The organism is Curtobacterium sp. MCBD17_040 (genome assembly GCF_003234805.2).
Lineage (GTDB): Bacteria > Actinomycetota > Actinomycetes > Actinomycetales > Microbacteriaceae > Curtobacterium.
Genome location: NZ_CP126273.1, coordinates 561,568 through 580,047, shown reverse-complemented (window position 1 = coordinate 580,047; position 18,480 = coordinate 561,568). Strand labels below are relative to the sequence as shown.

Genomic DNA, 18,480 nt, shown 5'->3' with positions numbered 1-18,480 from the left:
GTCCCGCAGACGACGAGGCGTAGGCCACCCTCGTCGCACGGCACGCGCTATCGCCTTGCCTCACCGGCCGACAGTACGGTCACCCGGTCTCGGCGGACTGAGGAACGCCCGGCGCCGAAGAGGGCGTAGCCGAGCAAGGCCGGCCAGAACGTGTAACGCTCGGTGAATCCGTTGTTCAGGAGGCCCAGGATGAGAACGAGTACGACGTCCATCAAGAGCGCAGCGGCGAGGGGATCAGCTCGGGCAATCCAGAGAGAGCGGGCCGGGGCGAGCGCAAACCAACTGTAAATCGCCAAGAAGACTCCACCACCCGACGCGAGCAGGACGAGAGGTGTCAGCTCTCCCACCCAGATCCCGAAACCCGCACCAAATACGGGGTGGGACGAAAACGACGACCATCCGTCGTTGATCGACTGAATCCGGCCCTCATTGCTCTGGATCGCGCCACTGTCAGAGGCGAACCGCGTGCTTCCGATCACCCTGCTTCCGTAGATGACCACGGCCGCGACGACGAAGAGGCAGATGGGGAGCGCCCAGCGAAGGGCTTTGGCGCGGCGCGCGTACTCGAGAGCTCCTAGAACCAGGGTTGCAAATCCGACAAGCAGTCCAGCGCGCGACCCCGTCTGGAACACCGCAGCTCCGAGCAGGATCACCAGGACGAATGACATGAATCGGCCCGAGCCTCGACTCCTCAGAACCGCCACGAGCGCAAGGGGGATCGCGAGTACGGCGGTTTGTGCGAGCGCATTCGGGTGACTTGACAGGCCGGCGAAACGCCCTGCTCCGTTCGTTTGCTGCAGCGTCAGCGACGCCAGCCCCATCGCTCGTGCCAGAGCGAACGCAGCGCTCACACACACTCCAGTCAACCACCACCAGATCGCGCGCAGAGCCGCTTGACGGTCCCGGGCTCCCACTCCTGCGGTCACCAGCGCGATGCCCAGAGTTGACAAGCTGACACGAGTGAGCATCTGGAGCGGGCTCAACCCCTCTCCGAGGTAAGCACCGTTGAGCGCCCTGCCCCAGACAATCACGTCGCGGGCGACGAGAAGCAGACCGGCTAGCGTGGGCAAGATCATCCATACCCTGACGCGGACCAGCGCTGTTTGGACCAGGGCTTCGGTGGCCAAGCCCAGTAGCGCGAGAACGAGAAGCACATCGGAGACATTGAGGCTGCCAACTCGTACGGCGCTCCAGCTCGAAGTCATGGCAGCGAGGTACACGAGCACGCGAGTCAGCGCTCCAAGACTGACCGCATCTTGTTCTTGCCGCAAGCTCTGTTCGCTCATCCTGCACTCGCCTCGCCTCGGGCAAGCCCCGCCACGATCTTTTCCGCTACCGCCACCCATGTCGACTCAGCCGCTCTCGCAGCGCCGCGGCGTCCCATCTCGAGCCGTCTCGTTTCGTTGACCAGAAGTGCGAGCAGCGCATCGCTGAGCGCGTCCGGTTGTGCCGCGGTGACCACCAAACCGGTGATGTCGTCCTGCACGAGATCCGGCAGGGCACCGACGTTGGAAACCACGCACGGAAGACCATGTGCCATGGCCTCGGTCACGACCAGTCCGAACGGCTCGAACAGCGAGGGCAGACAAAATACGTCAGCCTGCGTGTAGAGGCGATCGATCGACTCTCGGGACACATGACCAGTCCACTCGACCCCTTCCTCCTCTCGCCGGGGCTCGCAACCAGCGATGATCAACCGAGCTGTAGGGATTGCGTCGCGGACAGTACGGAACGCCTGGAGGAGCTCATATCCTCCCTTGCGCTCGAAGTCGACGCCAACGAACAGGATCGTCGATCCCGGGACGCGCTCCTGGTTGACCGCAGTGATCTGAGTGCCTTGCGCTGCACCTCCCCCGACCGCGATGACTTTGGCAGGGGGAACCTGGTACCGCGTCACGATCTCGCGTCGAACTTGCTCGCCAAGCGTGAACACGACCGTTGCCGCTTGGAACTGCCGACGCTCGGCTCGCACCCGTCGCTCAAAGGCTCGCTGTGGCAGAGCCCAACCAGACCATTCTTGGCTCAGTGTGGCGGTGCCATCCACGAGCACGGCGTACGCGGATGCTGCGGGACGATAGGTGTTTCCAATCTGCAGGACCACATCGTGCGCCGGCGCTTCGGATACCCGGCGGTCCCGAGCGGCCGATCTGGCCCAGCGAGCGACCGAGCCTTTCCGGTACAGGTTTCGCCACAGCTGGCGATCCGGATGCGCTGAGAGGACGGCAGTGATCACTTTTCGGAGCCCTGTCGGCGTCGAGTCGATAGCGGCGACGACCGCTACGTCCGACCGATCCTCCAGCGCACGCAGGACACCGTGCGGCAAACCCGAGTTGGTCTGCGGATCCGCCGGATTCCCGTCGGCCACGATCGCGATGCGAACCCGACGCTGTCCACCTTCCTGCTGTTCACTCAAGCTGCTGCTGCTCCCTCATAATTCGTGCGTAAACAGGACGAGCAGGCAAGATGAAGCCCACCGGGTACATGACAGCGGACACGGCGAAGCCCACGATAACGCTCCCGTCCACGCCGGCCTCGGCGTAACCCGCCGCGAAGCCGATCCAGGTGAAGCCGACGACAAATGCCCTTCCAATGGTCACACGCCGGTTCTCGCCGAGCATGCGCAACAGGATCGTATGAATTCCCGACCAACCAGAGGTGATCGCCACCAAACCGACGCCGACCAACCCCACCAGAAGTGCCGAGTGCGATACGCCCGAGAACTCGAGGTGGAGAACCACGACGAGGACCACAGCAAGCGCGACGACCGCGGCTCCGAGGAGCGCGAGCGCACGCGCTAGACGCTTACCAGCCCTGAGCAGGGCGACGTCCGCGGTGTGACTTGCCCGCGTTGCTCCGTCCGCGAGGAGCGTCGTTGTACTCGCTGAGAAGACGAGATTGAGCGGACCCATCATGGTTTGGGCGAGACGGAAACCACCGATCGCGACTCCTCCTCCGAGGTGGCCGAGCATGAACATGGGGATGATGGAGTTGAGTGTCCCTACTGCGTAGTCGATCGACTGCAGCGCGGCGGGCCGGCGGTAACTCCGGAAAGGCGTCCACCGTGGTGTTCTCGCGTGATGTCCGAGTTGCACGATCACTGCGATCAGGCAGCAGAAGTTCGCGAAAGCCTGGTAGTAGCCGACCTCCACTCCTGTCGCGACGGCAAGCACGCCGAAAGTCAGCCCAAGCCGAGCCGTCTCTGCCACAGCGGTCCTCCATCGCTTGTCCACGATCAGGCAACGATGGCGAAGCCAGTCCTGCACGATCGGAAGACCCATGCTGATTCCGAGCGCGATGAGTTGTCCGGGATCGTGAATTCCGAACAGGATTGCAAGGAGCACGAGGATCATGCCGCCGCCCAGCCCCACTCCGATGGCGTAACGCGGAGGGGTGAGCGCGAGCTTGTCCACGCGGTATTGAATGAGCGCTGGCTGCAGCACCACGACGCGGGCGAACCCGAAGATCGTGTTCGACGCGAGATTGAGTAATGCGAAGGTGGCGTACTCGCCGTGCGACATCCAGGACACCCCGAGGAAGGAGATCACTGCGCCTGTGACGCTCGCGATCGCCTGAGACAGCAGGATGGGATTAGTGACGAGCCGCCGAAAAGCGGCGACGAGAATCGGGATCGTGCTGAAGATCGAACGCGGGGACGTCCTGGAAGTGGGGACAGTCAATAGGCACCTTTCGAGGCGATCACTGCCCGCAACGTCCGCCACAGGATCACCAGGTCCCCAGTGATCGACCAGTTCTCCACGTAGTACAGATCCAGCCGCACCGAGTTCTCCCACGACAGATCAGACCGCCCGCTGACCTGCCACAATCCGGTCAGGCCCGGCTTGACGAGGAACCGGCGGTGCACGTGTCGGTCGTACCGCTCGACCTCACGCTGCAGCGGCGGACGCGGGCCGACGAGCGCCATGTCGCCGAGCAACACGTTGAACAGCTGCGGGAGTTCGTCCAGGCTGTACCGCCGCATGAACGAGCCGACGCGGGTCACCCGGGGGTCGTTGCGCATCTTGAACAGCACGTCGTTGCCCTCGGCGCGGTCGAGCTGGCTGACCTCCTGGATCCGGCTCTCGGCGTCGACGACCATCGACCGGAACTTGATCATCCGGAACGTCGAGCCGTTGAGGCCGACGCGCTCCTGCAGGAACAGCACCGGGCCGGGCGAGGTCGCCTTGACGGCGATCGCGAGCAGCAGGAACACGGGTGACAGCACGATGACGAGCGCGGCGGCGATCACCAGGTCGAACACCCGCTTGGTGTAGAGCTTGCGGCCCGAGTACGTCGGGGTCTCGACGTGGATCAGGGGCAAGCCCTGCACGGGGCGCGTGTGGATGCGGGGACCACCGATGTCGGTCAGGCTCGGCGCGACGACCAGGTGCTGCTGGCCGGGCTCGAGCGACCAGCTCAGCTCGCGCACGCGCTCGGGCGGCAGGTCGTCCGCGCTGGTGATCACGACGGTGTCCGCGTGCGTCGCGTCGAGCGCGTGCTGCAGGTCGTCGAAACCGCCGTAGGAGTGCAGGTCGGTACCCGGCAGGACGCCGACGAGTCCGGTGGAGACGGCCGCGCCGAGCACGCGGTAGCCGGCGGCCGGTTGGCGCTCGAGCTGCGCGGCGATGTGGCGCACGCTGGCGGGTGAGCCCACGAGCAGCACGCGGGCGGAGTACCGCCCCTGCTTGCGCTGCAGGATGAGCCACTGCCGCCACATCCACCGCGAGAACAGGAGCACCAGGATGCCGATGGGGAACGCGATGAGCACGTACCCGCGGGCGAGCTCGAGGTGCAGCAGGAACGCGGCGATCGCGAACAGGCCGAAGACGCGGATGCTCGAGTCCGCGACCAGCCGGTACTCGGTGCTGCCGACGCCGATCACGCGGTCGCCCCGGGTGTCGTAGATCCCGAGTGCGATCGTCCACACCACGATCACGAACACCGAGATCCCGGTGTAGCTGAGCTTCAGGTCGTTCTCGTTCGACACGAGGTTGGAGCGCAGGCCGAGCCAGGCGATCTGCACGCCGAACACCACCCACGCCAGGATGAGGACGTCCGTGATCACCAGACGGCGCGCGAACGCGCGACTCCAGCCCAACGTCGATGCGTCGGTCTGGAGGGCCGTCTCGCGTTCCGCGGTCATGGTCGCCGCCGCCTCCCGGTCACCACGTCGCGCCCCCGTCGGCCGACGTCAGCACCTGCGACCCGCTCCACACGGACACCCTGCTGTCGGTCTGGGCGATCGCCACGGCGCCACTCGTGGTCGTCGCGGGGGCGCACCCGGCGTGGGTCGGCTTCGACCCAGCGGCGGCGGCCGCCGTGGTGAGCGTGTCGACCTCGACGCCGTGGCACGTCGAGCGGCCGGTGCGTGCGAGCGTGAACCCGCTGTCGGTGGGGGTGGCCGCGACGAGTCCGGAGACCGGCACCTGCACCCAGTCGTCGGCGGCGGTCTGCCGGACCGCCAGGACCCCGGGGCAGACGACCGCGGCGGTGGCGCCGCTCGTCACGACCTGGGTCGGCGACGCGCACGGCGAGGGGGACGTGCCCGACGACATGTGGATGCGCGAGTCGGTCGTCACGTAGTCGGAGACCAGGGCCGCGTCGTCCGCGGCCCAGTACTCGCCGTCGGTGTACGACGACAGCGCGGTCTCGGCACAGCTGGCGCCGGTGCCGGCGACGATGCTCGTCTTGACGCCGCCGGCGTCGAGCCCGGCGACGGTGTGGACGTCGTACTGTCCGGTCGATCCCGCCTTCCAGGTCGCTCCGCCGTCGGTCGACCGCTCGACGACAGCGTCGCCGCCGGTGCACGACCCGGACGTCGCGCGCCAGAGCTCGGAGGCGCTGACGGCGACGAGGAACCGCCGCTGACCGTCACCTGCAGCGGTCGGGGTCCCGGTGGCCGACGGCGTCGGGTCGGCGGTCGCACTGGCCGAGGCCGAGGGACGAGCGGTGGGGGTCGCGGTCGCAGCCGGGACACTGCTGAACGTCGGGATCGGTGCTGCCTGACCGTTGTCTCCGGGGGCGGTCCGCCCGAGCGCCACGGTCACCAGGAGCACGTCGACCACGACGAGCACCACCACCACGGCGGCCACCCAGACCAGCGCCTGTCGCGACACCGCGAAGCCCAGACGCCCTTTCCCCCCGTTCGAGCTCATCCCCGACTGCCCCCTGCTGTCGTCGAGTGGATCGCGGTCGTGATGGTCCCGACCGCCCCGGCGAGCACGTCGGCCACTCGCTCGTGGACCTCGGGCGACCGCCGGTACGGGTCCTCGACGTCGTCGTCAGCCGGGTCGGCCGGCGGCGGCACCATGCCGCGCGCGGCCGCGACGGTCGTGACGAGCGAGGCCAGGTCGGTCACGGCCTCCAGGTCCGCGGGCTCGAGCCCGCGCAGCACCCGCGCGAACTGGAGGATCGTGAACGTCCGCCGCGACGCCCGCGGCACCAGCGACACCACGGCGGCGCGGTGCGCCCGTTCCGCGGTCAGGATCAGGTCGGCACCGGCGACGATGCGCTCCGTGAGGTACCGGGACCGGTGGTCGCTGGGGTCGCCTCCCAGTCGTTCCGACTGCACGGCGGCGGTGACGTCCATCGGCGCGCCGTCGTCGGCCATGGTGCCGGCGCTGGCGACGACGATGCCGGGCAGGTCGGCGAGCTGCGCGCGGAGCAGCTGCGCCGCCAGCGGAGACCGGCAGATGTTGCCGGTGCAGACGGTGAGGATCGTGAACGGACGGGCGGTCCCCTCCCCCGTCGCCATCAGTCCGCTTTCCGCAGCGGACCGACGCCGGCGCTGGGCTTGCGGGGGATCTCGGCCTCGTCCTCGTTGTCCAGCCCGTAGCCGTACGCGTAGCCGTACCGGCCGTAGCCGTAGGCACCCGGACCCTTGGTCGGCATCATCGTCAGGACGAACCCGGCGATCGGTGCCCCGACGTTCTCGAGCGTCGACGCGGCGCCGGCGAGCTGCGCCTTGTGGGTCTTGCCCGAGGCGACGGCGACGATCGCGCCGCTCGCCTTCTTCGACAGGATGGCCGCGTCGGTGACCGGGAGGAGCGGGGGCGCGTCGAACAGGATGTAGTCGTACTCCTGCTCGAGGCGCTCGATGAGCAGCTGCATGTTCCGCGAGCCGAGGAGCTCCGACGGGTTCGGCGGGATGGGCCCGGCGGGCATGACGCGCATCGCACCGCGACCCCAGGGCTGGGCGACGTCGTCGAGGTCGGCGCGGCCGATGAGCACGTCGGTCAGACCCGCGGCGCCCTCGACGTCCATGTACTGCGCGACCTTCGGGCGGCGCAGGTCGGCGTCGATGAGGATGACCTTGTACCCGGCGGTGTCGAGCGCGATCGCGAGGTTCGCGACGGTGGTGCTCTTGCCCTCGGACTCGACCGACGACGTCATGACGAACGTGCGCGCCGGGCCGTCGAGGTCGAGGAACTGCAGGTTCGTGCGGAGGGTGCGGAACGACTCGGCGCGCGGGCTGCGCGGGTCGGCCTGCACGATGAGCGGACGCGTCGCCGCCTTGTTGTCGAAGGCGATGCCGCCGATGATCGGCTTGGTGCTGATGCGCTCGATGTCGGTCTCGGTGCGGACGCGGTTGTCGAGCGTCTCGCGGAGCACGGCCACGCCGACGCCGAGCGCCAGGCCGACGAGCAGGCCGAGGACGATGTTGACCGGCACGTTCGGGCTGACCGGCTTCGAGGGGACCTGGGCCTCCTTGACGCGGGTGAGCTTGACCGTGCTCTGGCCGTTCGCGTCCGTCGCCTCGATGTTCTGCACGACGTTCGTCAGGCTCGACGAGGTCGCGTTCGCGATGTCCGCCGCCCGCACCGGGTCGACGTCGGTCACGTTGATCGTGATGAGCGTGGTGCTCGTCGGGGCGTCGGCGCTGACGAGGCCGGCGAGCTGCTCCGCGGTCATGTGCAGGTGGAGCTTGGCGATGACCGGCAGGAGCACGATCGGCGTGCTCACGAGGTTCGAGTAGGTGACGACGCGCTGCTGCGTGAACGTGTTGCCCTGCGCCAGGTCGGACGCGCTGCCGCTCGTCTCGGTGGAGACGAACACCTGCGCCGACGCGGCGTACTGCGGCGTCTTCGCGATCGAGAACCCGGCCGCTGCTGCCACCCCCACGAGCGCGAGGATGAGGATCATCATCCAGCCCTTGCGTAGCACCGTGATGTAGTCGCGAAGCTCCACGCTCCAGCCTTCCCCGAACTGACGTCACCGATGCTCCTGATGCGTCGTGTGACAGCCACCGGTGAGGAAATAGTGCCATACCGATGAGGAGGGATCGGGTTCGTCATGCACATCGGGCTGGACCTGACCCCTACGGTGAGTGCATGAGCGCCGAAGAACCGACGATCGCTCCGCCGCGTCGCCGGAGTCTCCTGCCCCTCGGGATCGCCCTGGTCATCGTGGTCGTGCTCGAACGGATCGTGAGCAGCGCGGTGCAGCGGGGAGCGGTGCCGAGCGCTCCCGTGCAACTGCTGCTGTCGGACCTGGCGTCGTGGGTGCCCCTCGTTCTGGGGGTGCTCTGGTACCTGCGCGACCGCGGCGCGACCTCGGTCGTCGATCGCCTGGGCCTCCGGATCAGCGTGTTCGACGTCTTCCCGGCCATCGCGATCGCCTGCCTGGCGCGGGCCGTGGACGGGTTCCTCAACCTGGCGATGTTCGACAGCACGGGCCTCAGCCCGCAGCCGGTGCTCGGCGGCGGGGTCCAGGTCGCGGTGCTCACGCTCACGGTGCTCGGTCCGTGCATCCTGTCGCCCGTGATCGAGGAGCTGTTCTTCCGCGGCACACTGCAGCCACTGCTCGCCGATCGGATCGGCGGCGAGGACGACCGACGGAGCAACCTCCGGCTCGCGACCGTCCTGGGCGTCGTGGGTGCCGCGGTGCTGTTCGCCGCGATGCACGTCCTCGTGGCGAACACCACGGTCGAGGGGGCGTTCGTCACCTTCGTGAGCACGTTCGTCCTCGGGCTGCTGCTCGGGGCGTTCGTCGCCGTCACGAAGCGGCTCGGCGGCGCGATCCTGGCGCACGTCCTGTTCAACGCGATCGCGGTCGCGCTCACCTGGCCTCGGTGAGCACGACCGCGATGCGGTGAGCATGGGCGCTCGATCAGTGGATGACCGGGTGCACGTGCTCGTACGCCAGCCACACGAGTGAGACCGACGACGCCGTGACGACGCCGAGCGTGGCCCACTGGTGCCAGGTCGCGCGGAAGCGGCCGTAGCGGTCGCGCTGCGCGGTGTGCTGCATGTGCCGGATCTGCGTGCGGGAGTAGCGATTCTGGGCGCGGTTGTAGACGGGTTGCATGGTGGCCTTTCGGGTAGGAACCAAGCGGATTCGGGATTTCGGGTAGCCGAAGAATAACCCGAGATGGGCTCAGGGGCTAGTGCGGATCGGACGCTCGGAGCGCGTCCCGCAACCACCTCGTCCGGAGCGGCGACACGGTGCGGCTCCCCGCGGAACCGGGAAGTGCGCCTCGACCACCGCCCCGGACGGGGGCCCTCGGCCCCGTGCGCAGACCCGAAACCGGCACGGAGCGAGGTGCGACACATGTTGCCCGGTCGGGGTGGAATCCACAAGTCGTTCGTCTGGCGAACCGGTCCGTCGTCGCTTCCCGGACCTGCAGGCCCGCGGAGACCCCCTTCATCTCCCTCCGTATACGGTGATCCGATGCACGACCAGGCCTCGCCGACCACCACCCGTCAGGAGCAGAAGGCGAACACCCGTTCAGCGATCCTGCGCGCCGCCGCGACCGAGTTCGCCACCCGGGGATACGCCGGTACGAGCATCGCGAGCATCGCTGCCGCGATGGGCAAGCCGAAGTCGGCCGTGGGACACCACCAGTTCACCTCGAAGCAGCAGATCGCCGAGGCGATCGTCCGACAGCAGCAGGAGGCGTGGGCCTCGATGCGGACACGGGTGGAGCAGGCGACGCCCCCCGGGTTCGTCCGGTTGCTCCGCCTCCTCATGACGGCCGCGCTCGACGCGCGGGCACACCCGAGCGCACTGGCAGCAGTGCGCCTCATGGCGGATCACCGTGCGAACGGGATCGCCCTCCCGCCCTCGACGGTGCCGTGGCGGGCGTACGTGGCGGATCAGATCCAGATCGACATGGACGCCGGACGCGTCCCGTTGACCCGTCCTGCCGAGGAACTCGCGCGCCGGCTGCTCAACGCGAGCTTCGGCGTGTTCGACGCCGAGAGCCGCGGGCTGCAGGCCATCGACACCGAAGCCGCGCTCCGGGCGCTGTGGGCGGACCTCCTGGCCGGATTCGGGATCGCCGACGTCGACGCCGTGCTCGCGCAGGTCCGGCCGGAGGACGACGCGCCCTCCGCCTGACGGCACCGGCCCGGGCCCGATGCCAGCCGCAGCAACTGACGCCGTGCCGCTCGGCGCGACCCCGGCCGCAGCGGCGGACGCACACCGGCGGACGCACCACCGGCGGACGCACCACCGGCCGGGACGACGAACGCCCCCGCTGCCGGAGCAGCGAGGGCGCGAGGCCGTCGATCGTGGAGCGCTCGAGCTCAGCGGATCGGGCGGATGACGTTCGGGAGCATGAGGTGCAGGTGCTCCGAGAGCTTGGCCTGGGCGTCCTCGAGCGAGGCGTAGTCACCGATGTACTGGCCGAAGGTGTCCGACGCGAAGTAGTGGGCGCCCTGCTTGTCGACCGTGCCGCCGTAGTAGCCGCCGTAGCTCGCGACCCAGAGGCCCTTGTCCGCCTCGGTCCACGTGATCTGCGCGCGGGTCACCTGGCCGGCGGCTGCGGCTTCCGCCTCGAGGATCGCGATGGTGTCCACGGTGTCCGTGTCCAGGGTGACGTCGGAGTGGGAGATGGTCATGCTCATGTCGCGGCCTCGCTTTCCTTCGGGGTACGTCTGCGGTACTCCTCCACCGTACGAACCACGGGTCCGAGCGCGCCAGTCGAGCCCGTGATCTCCCGGGATCCTCGGAGCAGCAGGCAAGACGAGGCCCGGATTCATGGGTCACGCATGACTCCCGCTATCCCCCGCGTTGGGGTACAGGGGTACACACGCGTCACACCGAGGCGGCCCTGGCACCTGCGACTCCTGACACCCCGGCCCCTGGTGATCGATGGGAACACCTGGTCGAATGGCTCCCAGGCCGACCGTCAGGAGGACGAGTGCACGCCGGAGACCTGTCAGCCGCGCTGTGGAACGAGCGCGCGCTGCTCGAACGCCTCGTCGGCGCGATCCGGACCGCGCGCCCCGCAGCCGAGTGCGACGCCGTCCTGGAGGACCTCCGTGCCGTTCGCCTCGTCCGTGACGTCCACCTCGCCACCGTCCTCCGCGATCTGCACCGCGCCGAGGATGCGGGCCTGTCCGCGTTGCTCGAGCCGGGCCTCCCGGCCCCGTGGAACCTGATCCTGCCCGAGCACGTGACCGCGATCCGAGCGCTGGCGGCCGAGATCGACGCGCAGGAGCGCGGGCGCCCCGGTGCCGCCCCCGCGCGATGGCCGGCGTTCGCGGCCGCCGCCGGCTACCGCTGACGCCCGGGCGGCCGGCCGCTCCCCCGAACCGCGAGATCGCAGTCGTTGCCGCTTCGACCGGGGTCGTACCGGCAACGACTGCGATCTCGCGGGAGAGAAGGGGCGCCACCGGCCTCGGCCGGCGCCCCGGCGGCCGACGCGGCCGGAGGGGGCGCGGCGGCGTCGGCTACTCGGCGCCGAGGAGGTCGTGGCGCACGACGATGGCGTCACGGCCGGGGCCGACGCCGATCGCGGAGATGCGTGCGCCGGACATCGCCTCGACCGCGAGCACGTAGTCCTGCGCGTTCTTCGGCAGGTCGTCGAAGCTCCGCGCGCCCGAGATGTCCTCGGACCAGCCGGGGAACTCCTGGTACACGGGCACGGCGTGGTGGAAGTCCGACTGCGACACCGGGACCTCGTCCATGCGCTCGCCGTCGACCTCGTACGCGACACAGACCGGGATCGTCTCGAGGCCCGTCAGGACGTCGAGCTTCGTGAGCACGAAGTCCGTCACACCGTTGATCCGGGCCGAGTACCGGGCGATCGGGGCGTCGTACCAGCCGCAGCGGCGCGGCCGTCCGGTCGTCGTGCCGAACTCGAACCCGTTCGCACGGAGGAACTCCCCCGACTCGTCGAACAGCTCGGTCGGGAACGGGCCGGCGCCGACCCGGGTCGTGTACGCCTTGACGATGCCGATGACGCGTTCGATGCGGCCGGGACCGATGCCGGAACCCGTGGCGGCGCCGCCCGCCGTGGCGGAGGACGACGTGACGAACGGGTACGTGCCGTGGTCGACATCGAGCATGGTGGCCTGGCCGGCCTCGAAGAGGACGGTGTCGCCGCGCTCGAGCGCCCGGTGGATCTCGAGCGCCGTGTCGGTCACCATCGGGCGGAGCCGGTCGGCGAACGACAGGAGCGACTCGACGACCTCCTCCGCCTCGATCGCCCGGCGGTTGTAGACCTTGACCAGCAGGTGGTTCTTCTGCTCGAGCGCGGCCTCGACCTTCTGCCGCAGGATGTTCTCGTCGAAGATGTCCTGGATCCGGATGCCGACGCGGTTGATCTTGTCGGCGTAGGTCGGCCCGATGCCCCGGCCGGTCGTGCCGATCTGCCGCTTGCCGAGGAACCGCTCGGTCACCTTGTCGATGGTCCGGTGGTAGTGCGTGATGACGTGGGCGTTCGCCGACACCCGCAGCTTCGAGACGTCGACCCCGCGGGCCCGGAGCGCGTCGAGCTCCTGGAACAGGACCTCGAGGTCGACGACGACGCCGTTGCCGATGACCGGCGTGACGCCCGGCGTGAGGATGCCCGACGGCAGCAGATGCAGGGCGTACTTCTGTCCGTCGACCACGACCGTGTGCCCGGCGTTGTTGCCGCCGTTGAACTTGACGACGTAGTCGATGCGGCTGCCGAGGAGGTCGGTGGCCTTCCCCTTGCCCTCGTCCCCCCACTGGGCTCCGATGATCACGACTGCGGGCATGTGGTTCTCCTCACGTCTGCGGAGGACCGGGCCCGACCGAGCGGCCGGTGGTCCACCCGATTCTATCGGCCTCGTTTCCCCCGTTACCTGGGGCGTCGGGCAGTCGCCTCCGAGCATCGTCAGGGCGGTCCGCAGCGCGCGGCGGCCGCCCCGGTGGCCACGACGAGAGGTGCAGCATGCACGACGACACGATCGCCCCTTGGAAGGTGCCCCTGACCGAGGCCGAACACTCCGTGATCCTCTACGCGCTGGCGGTGGCGGGCCTGGCCATGATCGCCTACTTCATCAAGTCGTGGACGTCGCGCAACGAGGTCTCGCCGCGCTACCGCACCTCGGTCTACGCGAGCATGGGGATCACCGCGGTCGCGTTCCTGTCGTACGTGCTGCTCGTCATCAAGTTCGACCTCGGCTACGACCAGCACGGCAGCCGGTGGCTGCCGAACAGCGACGCGATGCTGAGTTGGACCCCGCGGTACATGGACTGGACGGTCACCGTCCCGATGCTCATGATCGAGCTCATCGGCGTCGCGATGCTCGCGGGGCCGGCGGCTCGACGCGTCCGGTTCGTCGGCATCGGTGCCGCGTTCCTCATGATCGCGACCGGGTACATCGGCGGCGTGGTCATCGACGACGGGGAGTCCCTGGGCGGCCTCGCGCTGTGGGGGTCGATCTCCGGCGTGTTCATGGTGGTCCTGTACATCGTGATCATCTACGTCATGGTGGGCAGTCGCCGGCAGTTCGCCGACGGGGAGGCGATCGGCACCTACACGAACGCGTGCATCCTGCTGCTCGTCACCTGGTTCGTGTACCCCATCGTGTTCGGCCTGCAGGGCTGGGGCCACGGTGGGGCCGTCACCACCTGGATGCAGGTGCTGCTCTCCGCCGCCGACATCGCGGCCAAGGTGGGCTTCGGCGCCATGATCCACAAGGTCGCGAAGCTCCGCACGGCAGCCGACGTCCGCGACCACGAGGACACGCACCCCGAGTCGGTGTGGTGGTCGTCGGTCAAGGTCTCGGACGCGGTCCTGCCGCCGCTGTCGGAGTCGGTCCGCGCCTCGGCGCAGGGAGCGCCGCGGGTCAAGCGCCCCCGGTGAGCGGCGCGCTCGCGCACGACGCCCGCCCGGGCACGACGCGCCGCGCGGGCACGGGTACGGGCACGGGCACGGGCACGACGGCAGCGCCGGAGCCTGGGTCCGCGCGCAACCCCGTCCCGGTCGACTACGCGGTGCTCGGCGCGGGGTGCGCGGGGCTCGCCACCGCGATCGCCCTCGCCGAGCGCAGGTCGGCCGGGTCCGTCGTGTTGCTCGACGCCCGCACGGCCTACACGGACGACCACACGTGGTCGTTCTGGCACGTGGAACCGACCCCGTTCGACGACTGCATCACGGCGCGCTGGTCGTCCTGGGCCGTCTGTGCGGGTGGGCGCACCGTGACGACGACGGCCGCCGCGACCCCGTACGTCTCGATCCGTGCGTCCGACTACTACCGGGAGGCCCTGCATCGGCTGGCGGGGCTGGCCGACGTCCGGCTCCGGCTCGGCACCGCCGTCACCGGGGTTGACGCCGGTCCTGACGGCAACACGGTTCGGACGCCATCGGGCGACGTTCCGGCCCGGCGCGTGGTGGACGCCCGCGGGCCGGTCGACACCAGGCCGGAGGACGGCGGCGGTGCGTTCGCGCAGCGCTTCCTCGGCGTCCGGGTCCGCGCACACCGTCCCGTGTTCGACCCCGGGGTGGTCACACTGATGGACTTCGACGTCGACCAGTCCCGCGGGATCCACTTCGTGTACGTCCTGCCCACGTCGACGACCGAGGCGCTCGTCGAGGACACCTACCTGACGGAGGCGGCGGTGCCTCGCGCGGTCCTCGAGGCGGGGATCACGACGTACCTCCGGGAGCGCCACGGACTCGGCCCCGACGAGCTCGACCGCATGGGCGGCGAGCACGGCGTGATCCCGATGCGGCTCGCTGGGCGTGATGTGCCGCCGGACATCGTCGGCGTCCGTGGAGGAGCGGTGCGACCGAGCACCGGGTACGCATTCCTGCGGATCCAGCGCGCGGCCGCCGGGCTCGCCGCGGGGCATCGGACCCCGCCCCGCGGACCGATGCGGACGTGGGTGCTCGACGCCGTGTTCCTGCGGTTCCTCCAGGACCGCCCCGACGCGGTCCCGGGTGTCTTCCTCCGCATGTTCGACCGCGTTCCGGGGGACGCCCTGGTCCGGTTCCTCACCGAGCGCTCGACGGTCCGCGACGACCTGCGGATGGTCCTGGCGCTGCCGACGGTCCCGTTCCTGCTGGCGGCGGTCCGGGTGGTCGTGCGGGCGCTGCTCCCCACGGCACGGGATCGGCGAGCGGGACGGCTGGCGGACCGCTCGGCGCCCGGATGAGCAGCGCGGGCCTCCCGGAGGTCACGACCGCGCCAGCCGACCTGCCACTGGACGGAGCCCTGCGCGGTGCCGTGCGGGGACGGGTGCTCCGGCCCGCCTCGCTGGTCCTCGGGGCCGTGCTGGTCGCCTGCGTCGCCCTCCGCGCCGCCGAGGTGCAGCTCCCCCCGGCGGTGCAGCTCGTGCCGTTCGCGCTCAGCCTCGTCGTGTTCGGCCTGCCGCACGGCGCGCTCGACCACCTCGTGCCGGTGCGCATGCGAGCGACAGCGCGGGCGCCGCTGTCGGTGTTCGTGGTCGTCGTGGCGTACCTGGTCCTCGGTAGCGCGACCGCAGTGCTCTGGTGGGCGGCGCCACTCGTCGGCTTCGCCGGCTTCATCGCGCTGACGTGGTTCCACTGGGGACAGGGCGACCTGTGGGTGCGACAGTCCGTCGAGACGCGGCCGGCATCCGTGCCGCTCGCGGTCGCGACCGTCGTCGTCCGCGGTGGGATCCCGATGCTCGTGCCGTTCGTCACGCAGCCGGCGGTGTACCGACAGGTCCTGCTCGACACCGCGGGCGTGGTGCGGCACGTGCCCCCGGGTGACGTCGCCGCGGTGTTCCAACCCACCGTCCGCGTGGCCGTCGGTGTGGTGTTCGCCGCCACGGTCCTCCTGACCGTCCTGGTGGAGGCGTGCTCAGCCCGGGCCCATCCAGCGCAGCGTCGCGGGTTCGGACGGGACCTGGGCGCGACCCTGTTCCTCGTCGCGTTCTTCGCCGTCGTACCGGCGGTCCTGGCTGTCGGTCTGTACTTCTGCCTGTGGCACGCGCTCCGGCACATCGTCCGCCTCGAGCTGCTCGACCCGGCGTCGGCGTCGGACCTGCGCGCCGGGCATCCGGTCCGGCCGTTCCTGCGGTTCGCGCGCGACGCCTGGCCGGTCACGGCGATCGCGACGGCCATGCTCGTGGCACTCGCCCTGCTCCGCCGCGGTGACGGTTCGCCGCTCGGCGTGTACCTCGCGTTGATCGCGGCGCTCACTGTCCCGCACGTCGCGGTCGTGGCCTGGATGGACCGGCGACAGGGCGTGTGGGGCGTGCGCCGGCACCGTCGGGAGGCGCGGCGCGTCGAGGGCTGATCCGGGCCTCGTGACTCGCCTCACGGCGCCGAGGTCGCAGCACACTCCGCTTCCCACCGCCCCCGTTGACGGCGCGTTCTGCGATCTCGGGCAGCGTGAACGGGGGGTCAGGCGGTGAGGGCCGCGGCCTCGTCGAGGACCCGGCGGACGTTCTCCGGATCGTGGGCGAAGCGCCCGAGGAACAGGCCGTCCACGCTCGGGTGGAGCCGTCCGAGCAACCCCGGGCCCGCACTCCCCCCGTAGATGACCGGCGTGCCCGCGAGCGCTCCCGGCAGTCCGTCGCGCAGGGCGTCGACGGTCGCCGTGACGTGGGACGCTGGGGCCGGTTCCGCGGCACCGATCGCCCAGACCGGCTCGTACGCGATCATGAGCGGTCCCGTCGTGGCGGCGCGGACCTGCTCGAGGCACCACGCGGCGGCCTCCCGCGGGTCGCACCGCGTCGTCTCGCCGACGCACAGGAGCGGGGTGAGCCCGGCCTCCTGGGCGACGGCGACCTTGGCGGCGACCACCGCGTCGGTCTCACCGTCGGCGCGACGCTCGGCGTGCCCGATCTCGGCCATCGTGACCCCGAGTTCGGCGAGCAGGGGCGCGCCGGTCTCGCCGGTGTGGGCGCCCTCGGCGTAGCGGCTGACGTCCTGCGCCGCGACGCGGACCCGGGTGCCCGCAGCGAGCCGGACGGCGGACTCGAGCAGCGGCGTCGAGGGCGCGACGAACAGCGCCACGCGGCCGTCGACCACGCCGGGGTGGTCCCGAGCGAGCTCGGTGACGCGGCCGAGCCAGTCGAGGGACTGGCGGTACGACAGGTAGAGCTTGGTGCTGATGCCGATGTGGATGCTCACGAGCCCAGTGAACGCGATGACCGGCCGAGACGCTGGGAACGCTCCCCGCAGCCGGGAGGAACGTGGGCACCCAACGTCCGGGGCAGTGGATCCCGGGCGGGCTGGAGCACTCGGAAGGAGCACGACATGGCAGACCTCGGCGACAAGGCGAAGGACTTCGCGGACAGCGACAAGGGCGAGAAGGCGTCCGACGCCGGCCTCGACAAGGCGGCAGGCGCGGCCGACAAGGCCACGGGCGGCGGACACTCCGACCAGATCGAGAAGGGCGAGCAGGCCGCCGACGACAAGATCGGCAACTGACCCCGCTCCACCGACACGACGACGGCACCCGTTCCCTGTGGACCGGGTGCCGTCGTCGTCAGGGAGACCGGGTGCCGACTCGTCAGAGAACGGGTGCCGCCCCTTCAGGGAGGCTCGGGGCCGGTGGCTCCGTCGCCCTCCGGACCTGCGGCCGCTGGCTCAGTCGCCCTCGGGGCGCGGGACGCCAGCGCGGAAGTCCGGTGTGCCGTCGGCGTGGACCGGCGTCGCGCCCGAGAGCTTCCGGGCACCCTCACGGAGCCGCTCGACGAACGCGGGGTCCTCGGGCTCGAGCTCGTCGTCCGGGGCGTCGTCGACGACGATCTCGCTGGCGGGTCCGATGAGCAGCGTCGCGTACGCGACCGATCCGTGGTCGTCGAAGGTCGGGACGTGCACGGTGTCCGTACCACCGGCCGCGCCGAGGGCCGCGGCGTACTCGATCACGGCGTCGGCGATCTCGCTCCCCGTCATGACCGCGGTGCTGTCGTAGTGGATGTACTTCATCGCTCCTCCTGCATCCTGCCGACCAGTGAAACACCGGCTCCCGGAGCGCGTTCACGTCCTGTCCAGGGAACGAGACGAACGCGCGTCCCGGCCGGGTCCCGGGACGACGACGGCACCCGCTCCGGTCAGGATGGGTGCCGTCGTGGGCCGAGCGCGGGACGAACCCGCGGGGCTCAGGCCTGGAAGAAGTCCGCGTAGCTCGGGTCGAGCGGACGGCGCAGCTTCGACGTGCCCGAGACGCGGGCCTCGACCATGGCGGCGAGGGCGTCCGGCGGCGTCAGGCCACGGCGGCGCCACTCGATGGGGTTCTGGCGCAGGCTGGCGAGGGTCTCACGGTCGAGCATTGATGGCCTCCTGGTCGAGGAAGAGTTGGCGCATGT

General features: G+C 70.0%; 20 protein-coding genes. 7 read left to right on the top strand and 13 right to left on the bottom strand.

From position 1 onward, the window contains the following. Positions 1-47: 47 nt before the first annotated feature. Genes DEI94_RS02795 through DEI94_RS02765 form a run of 7 tightly spaced genes read right to left on the bottom strand, consistent with a single transcriptional unit; the run spans position 48 to position 8,184 of the window. Positions 48-1,286: an O-antigen ligase family protein gene (locus DEI94_RS02795; RefSeq protein ID WP_181441842.1), complete on the bottom strand. Its 1,239-nt coding sequence runs from the start codon at positions 1,284-1,286 to the stop codon at positions 48-50. Continuing rightward, a complete protein-coding gene (locus tag DEI94_RS02790; protein WP_111027225.1) occupies positions 1,283-2,413 on the bottom strand; it encodes a glycosyltransferase family 4 protein in 1,131 nt (376 codons plus the stop codon). The genes DEI94_RS02795 and DEI94_RS02790 overlap by 4 nt, the downstream gene beginning before the upstream one ends. After that, positions 2,406-3,677 carry a hypothetical protein gene (locus DEI94_RS02785; protein ID WP_111027189.1) on the bottom strand — a complete coding sequence of 424 codons (1,272 nt, stop codon included), beginning with the start codon at positions 3,675-3,677 and terminating at the stop codon, positions 2,406-2,408. Before DEI94_RS02785 ends, DEI94_RS02790 begins: the two co-directional genes overlap by 8 nt. Next, positions 3,674-5,140 carry a sugar transferase gene (locus DEI94_RS02780; protein WP_111027188.1) on the bottom strand — a complete coding sequence of 489 codons (1,467 nt, stop codon included), beginning with the start codon at positions 5,138-5,140 and terminating at the stop codon, positions 3,674-3,676. Before DEI94_RS02780 ends, DEI94_RS02785 begins: the two co-directional genes overlap by 4 nt. Positions 5,141-5,159: 19 nt before the next feature. Continuing rightward, positions 5,160-6,152 (bottom strand): hypothetical protein, encoded by a 993-nt coding sequence (locus tag DEI94_RS02775; RefSeq protein WP_111027187.1) that lies wholly within the window; start codon positions 6,150-6,152, stop codon positions 5,160-5,162. Beyond that, positions 6,149-6,751, bottom strand: coding sequence for an arsenate reductase/protein-tyrosine-phosphatase family protein (locus DEI94_RS02770; RefSeq protein ID WP_111027186.1), 603 nt, complete (start codon positions 6,749-6,751; stop codon positions 6,149-6,151). Before DEI94_RS02770 ends, DEI94_RS02775 begins: the two co-directional genes overlap by 4 nt. Further along, on the bottom strand, positions 6,751-8,184 hold the full coding sequence (locus tag DEI94_RS02765) for a tyrosine-protein kinase domain-containing protein (RefSeq protein ID WP_111012280.1): 1,434 nt from the start codon (positions 8,182-8,184) through the stop codon (positions 6,751-6,753). The genes DEI94_RS02770 and DEI94_RS02765 overlap by 1 nt, the downstream gene beginning before the upstream one ends. A 143-nt stretch (positions 8,185-8,327) precedes the next feature. Here DEI94_RS02765 and DEI94_RS02760 point away from each other — a divergent pair, with 143 nt between their 5' ends. Then, the gene (locus DEI94_RS02760) at positions 8,328-9,071 is read left to right on the top strand and encodes a CPBP family intramembrane glutamic endopeptidase (protein ID WP_181441841.1); all 744 of its coding nucleotides are present in this window, start codon (positions 8,328-8,330) and stop codon (positions 9,069-9,071) included. A 34-nt stretch (positions 9,072-9,105) separates the two neighbouring features. Here DEI94_RS02760 and DEI94_RS02755 read toward each other — a convergent pair whose 3' ends face one another. Beyond that, the gene (locus tag DEI94_RS02755; RefSeq protein ID WP_111011311.1) at positions 9,106-9,303 is read right to left on the bottom strand and encodes a hypothetical protein; all 198 of its coding nucleotides are present in this window, start codon (positions 9,301-9,303) and stop codon (positions 9,106-9,108) included. A 363-nt stretch (positions 9,304-9,666) separates the two neighbouring features. Here DEI94_RS02755 and DEI94_RS02750 point away from each other — a divergent pair, with 363 nt between their 5' ends. Then, complete coding sequence (locus DEI94_RS02750; RefSeq protein WP_181441840.1) at positions 9,667-10,335, top strand: TetR family transcriptional regulator; 669 nt, start codon at positions 9,667-9,669, stop codon at positions 10,333-10,335. Positions 10,336-10,523: 188 nt separating this feature from the next. On the opposite strand, the gene DEI94_RS02745 is transcribed toward DEI94_RS02750, so the two are convergent. Beyond that, complete coding sequence (locus tag DEI94_RS02745) at positions 10,524-10,844, bottom strand: hypothetical protein (RefSeq protein WP_111011314.1); 321 nt, start codon at positions 10,842-10,844, stop codon at positions 10,524-10,526. Between the two features lie 296 nt (positions 10,845-11,140). Here DEI94_RS02745 and DEI94_RS02740 point away from each other — a divergent pair, with 296 nt between their 5' ends. Next, positions 11,141-11,506 carry a hypothetical protein gene (locus tag DEI94_RS02740; protein ID WP_111027183.1) on the top strand — a complete coding sequence of 122 codons (366 nt, stop codon included), beginning with the start codon at positions 11,141-11,143 and terminating at the stop codon, positions 11,504-11,506. Between the two features lie 166 nt (positions 11,507-11,672). Here the strand turns inward: DEI94_RS02740 and DEI94_RS02735 are convergent, their stop codons facing one another. After that, positions 11,673-12,965, bottom strand: coding sequence for an adenylosuccinate synthase (locus tag DEI94_RS02735; protein WP_111011316.1), 1,293 nt, complete (start codon positions 12,963-12,965; stop codon positions 11,673-11,675). Between the two features lie 176 nt (positions 12,966-13,141). Between DEI94_RS02735 and DEI94_RS02730 the strand changes: the two genes are divergently transcribed. The 3 genes from DEI94_RS02730 to DEI94_RS02720 are packed head-to-tail and all read left to right on the top strand — an operon-like array spanning position 13,142 to position 16,460. After that, a complete protein-coding gene (locus tag DEI94_RS02730) occupies positions 13,142-14,059 on the top strand; it encodes a bacteriorhodopsin (RefSeq protein ID WP_111011317.1) in 918 nt (305 codons plus the stop codon). After that, a complete protein-coding gene (locus tag DEI94_RS02725; RefSeq protein WP_111027182.1) occupies positions 14,056-15,351 on the top strand; it encodes a lycopene cyclase family protein in 1,296 nt (431 codons plus the stop codon). Before DEI94_RS02730 ends, DEI94_RS02725 begins: the two co-directional genes overlap by 4 nt. Beyond that, positions 15,348-16,460, top strand: a complete 1,113-nt coding sequence (locus DEI94_RS02720) for a Brp/Blh family beta-carotene 15,15'-dioxygenase (RefSeq protein WP_111027181.1) — start codon at positions 15,348-15,350, stop codon at positions 16,458-16,460. The genes DEI94_RS02725 and DEI94_RS02720 overlap by 4 nt, the downstream gene beginning before the upstream one ends. 107 nt (positions 16,461-16,567) lie before the next feature. Here DEI94_RS02720 and DEI94_RS02715 read toward each other — a convergent pair whose 3' ends face one another. Further along, a complete protein-coding gene (locus DEI94_RS02715; protein WP_258378041.1) occupies positions 16,568-17,299 on the bottom strand; it encodes a triose-phosphate isomerase family protein in 732 nt (243 codons plus the stop codon). Positions 17,300-17,425: 126 nt separating this feature from the next. Here DEI94_RS02715 and DEI94_RS02710 point away from each other — a divergent pair, with 126 nt between their 5' ends. After that, positions 17,426-17,599: an Rv0909 family putative TA system antitoxin gene (locus DEI94_RS02710; protein ID WP_111011321.1), complete on the top strand. Its 174-nt coding sequence runs from the start codon at positions 17,426-17,428 to the stop codon at positions 17,597-17,599. Positions 17,600-17,758: 159 nt separating this feature from the next. Here the strand turns inward: DEI94_RS02710 and DEI94_RS02705 are convergent, their stop codons facing one another. Beyond that, on the bottom strand, positions 17,759-18,100 hold the full coding sequence (locus tag DEI94_RS02705; RefSeq protein ID WP_111012275.1) for a hypothetical protein: 342 nt from the start codon (positions 18,098-18,100) through the stop codon (positions 17,759-17,761). Between the two features lie 173 nt (positions 18,101-18,273). Further along, positions 18,274-18,444 carry a hypothetical protein gene (locus DEI94_RS02700; RefSeq protein ID WP_181434603.1) on the bottom strand — a complete coding sequence of 57 codons (171 nt, stop codon included), beginning with the start codon at positions 18,442-18,444 and terminating at the stop codon, positions 18,274-18,276. Positions 18,445-18,480 lie beyond the last annotated feature (36 nt).

What these genes read in the sequence shown, in the direction of transcription:
- DEI94_RS02795 (WP_181441842.1), bottom strand. Translation starts at nt 1,286, where the DNA reads ATGAGCGAACAGAGCTTGCGGCAAGAACAAGATGCGGTCAGTCTTGGA.
- DEI94_RS02780 (WP_111027188.1), bottom strand. Translation starts at nt 5,140, where the DNA reads ATGACCGCGGAACGCGAGACGGCCCTCCAGACCGACGCATCGACGTTG.
- DEI94_RS02775 (WP_111027187.1), bottom strand. Translation starts at nt 6,152, where the DNA reads ATGAGCTCGAACGGGGGGAAAGGGCGTCTGGGCTTCGCGGTGTCGCGA.
- DEI94_RS02770 (WP_111027186.1), bottom strand. Translation starts at nt 6,751, where the DNA reads ATGGCGACGGGGGAGGGGACCGCCCGTCCGTTCACGATCCTCACCGTC.
- DEI94_RS02760 (WP_181441841.1), top strand. Translation starts at nt 8,328, where the DNA reads ATGAGCGCCGAAGAACCGACGATCGCTCCGCCGCGTCGCCGGAGTCTC.
- DEI94_RS02755 (WP_111011311.1), bottom strand. Translation starts at nt 9,303, where the DNA reads ATGCAACCCGTCTACAACCGCGCCCAGAATCGCTACTCCCGCACGCAG.
- DEI94_RS02750 (WP_181441840.1), top strand. Translation starts at nt 9,667, where the DNA reads ATGCACGACCAGGCCTCGCCGACCACCACCCGTCAGGAGCAGAAGGCG.
- DEI94_RS02745 (WP_111011314.1), bottom strand. Translation starts at nt 10,844, where the DNA reads ATGAGCATGACCATCTCCCACTCCGACGTCACCCTGGACACGGACACC.
- DEI94_RS02735 (WP_111011316.1), bottom strand. Translation starts at nt 12,965, where the DNA reads ATGCCCGCAGTCGTGATCATCGGAGCCCAGTGGGGGGACGAGGGCAAG.
- DEI94_RS02730 (WP_111011317.1), top strand. Translation starts at nt 13,142, where the DNA reads ATGCACGACGACACGATCGCCCCTTGGAAGGTGCCCCTGACCGAGGCC.
- DEI94_RS02720 (WP_111027181.1), top strand. Translation starts at nt 15,348, where the DNA reads ATGAGCAGCGCGGGCCTCCCGGAGGTCACGACCGCGCCAGCCGACCTG.
- DEI94_RS02710 (WP_111011321.1), top strand. Translation starts at nt 17,426, where the DNA reads ATGGCAGACCTCGGCGACAAGGCGAAGGACTTCGCGGACAGCGACAAG.
- DEI94_RS02705 (WP_111012275.1), bottom strand. Translation starts at nt 18,100, where the DNA reads ATGAAGTACATCCACTACGACAGCACCGCGGTCATGACGGGGAGCGAG.
- DEI94_RS02700 (WP_181434603.1), bottom strand. Translation starts at nt 18,444, where the DNA reads ATGCTCGACCGTGAGACCCTCGCCAGCCTGCGCCAGAACCCCATCGAG.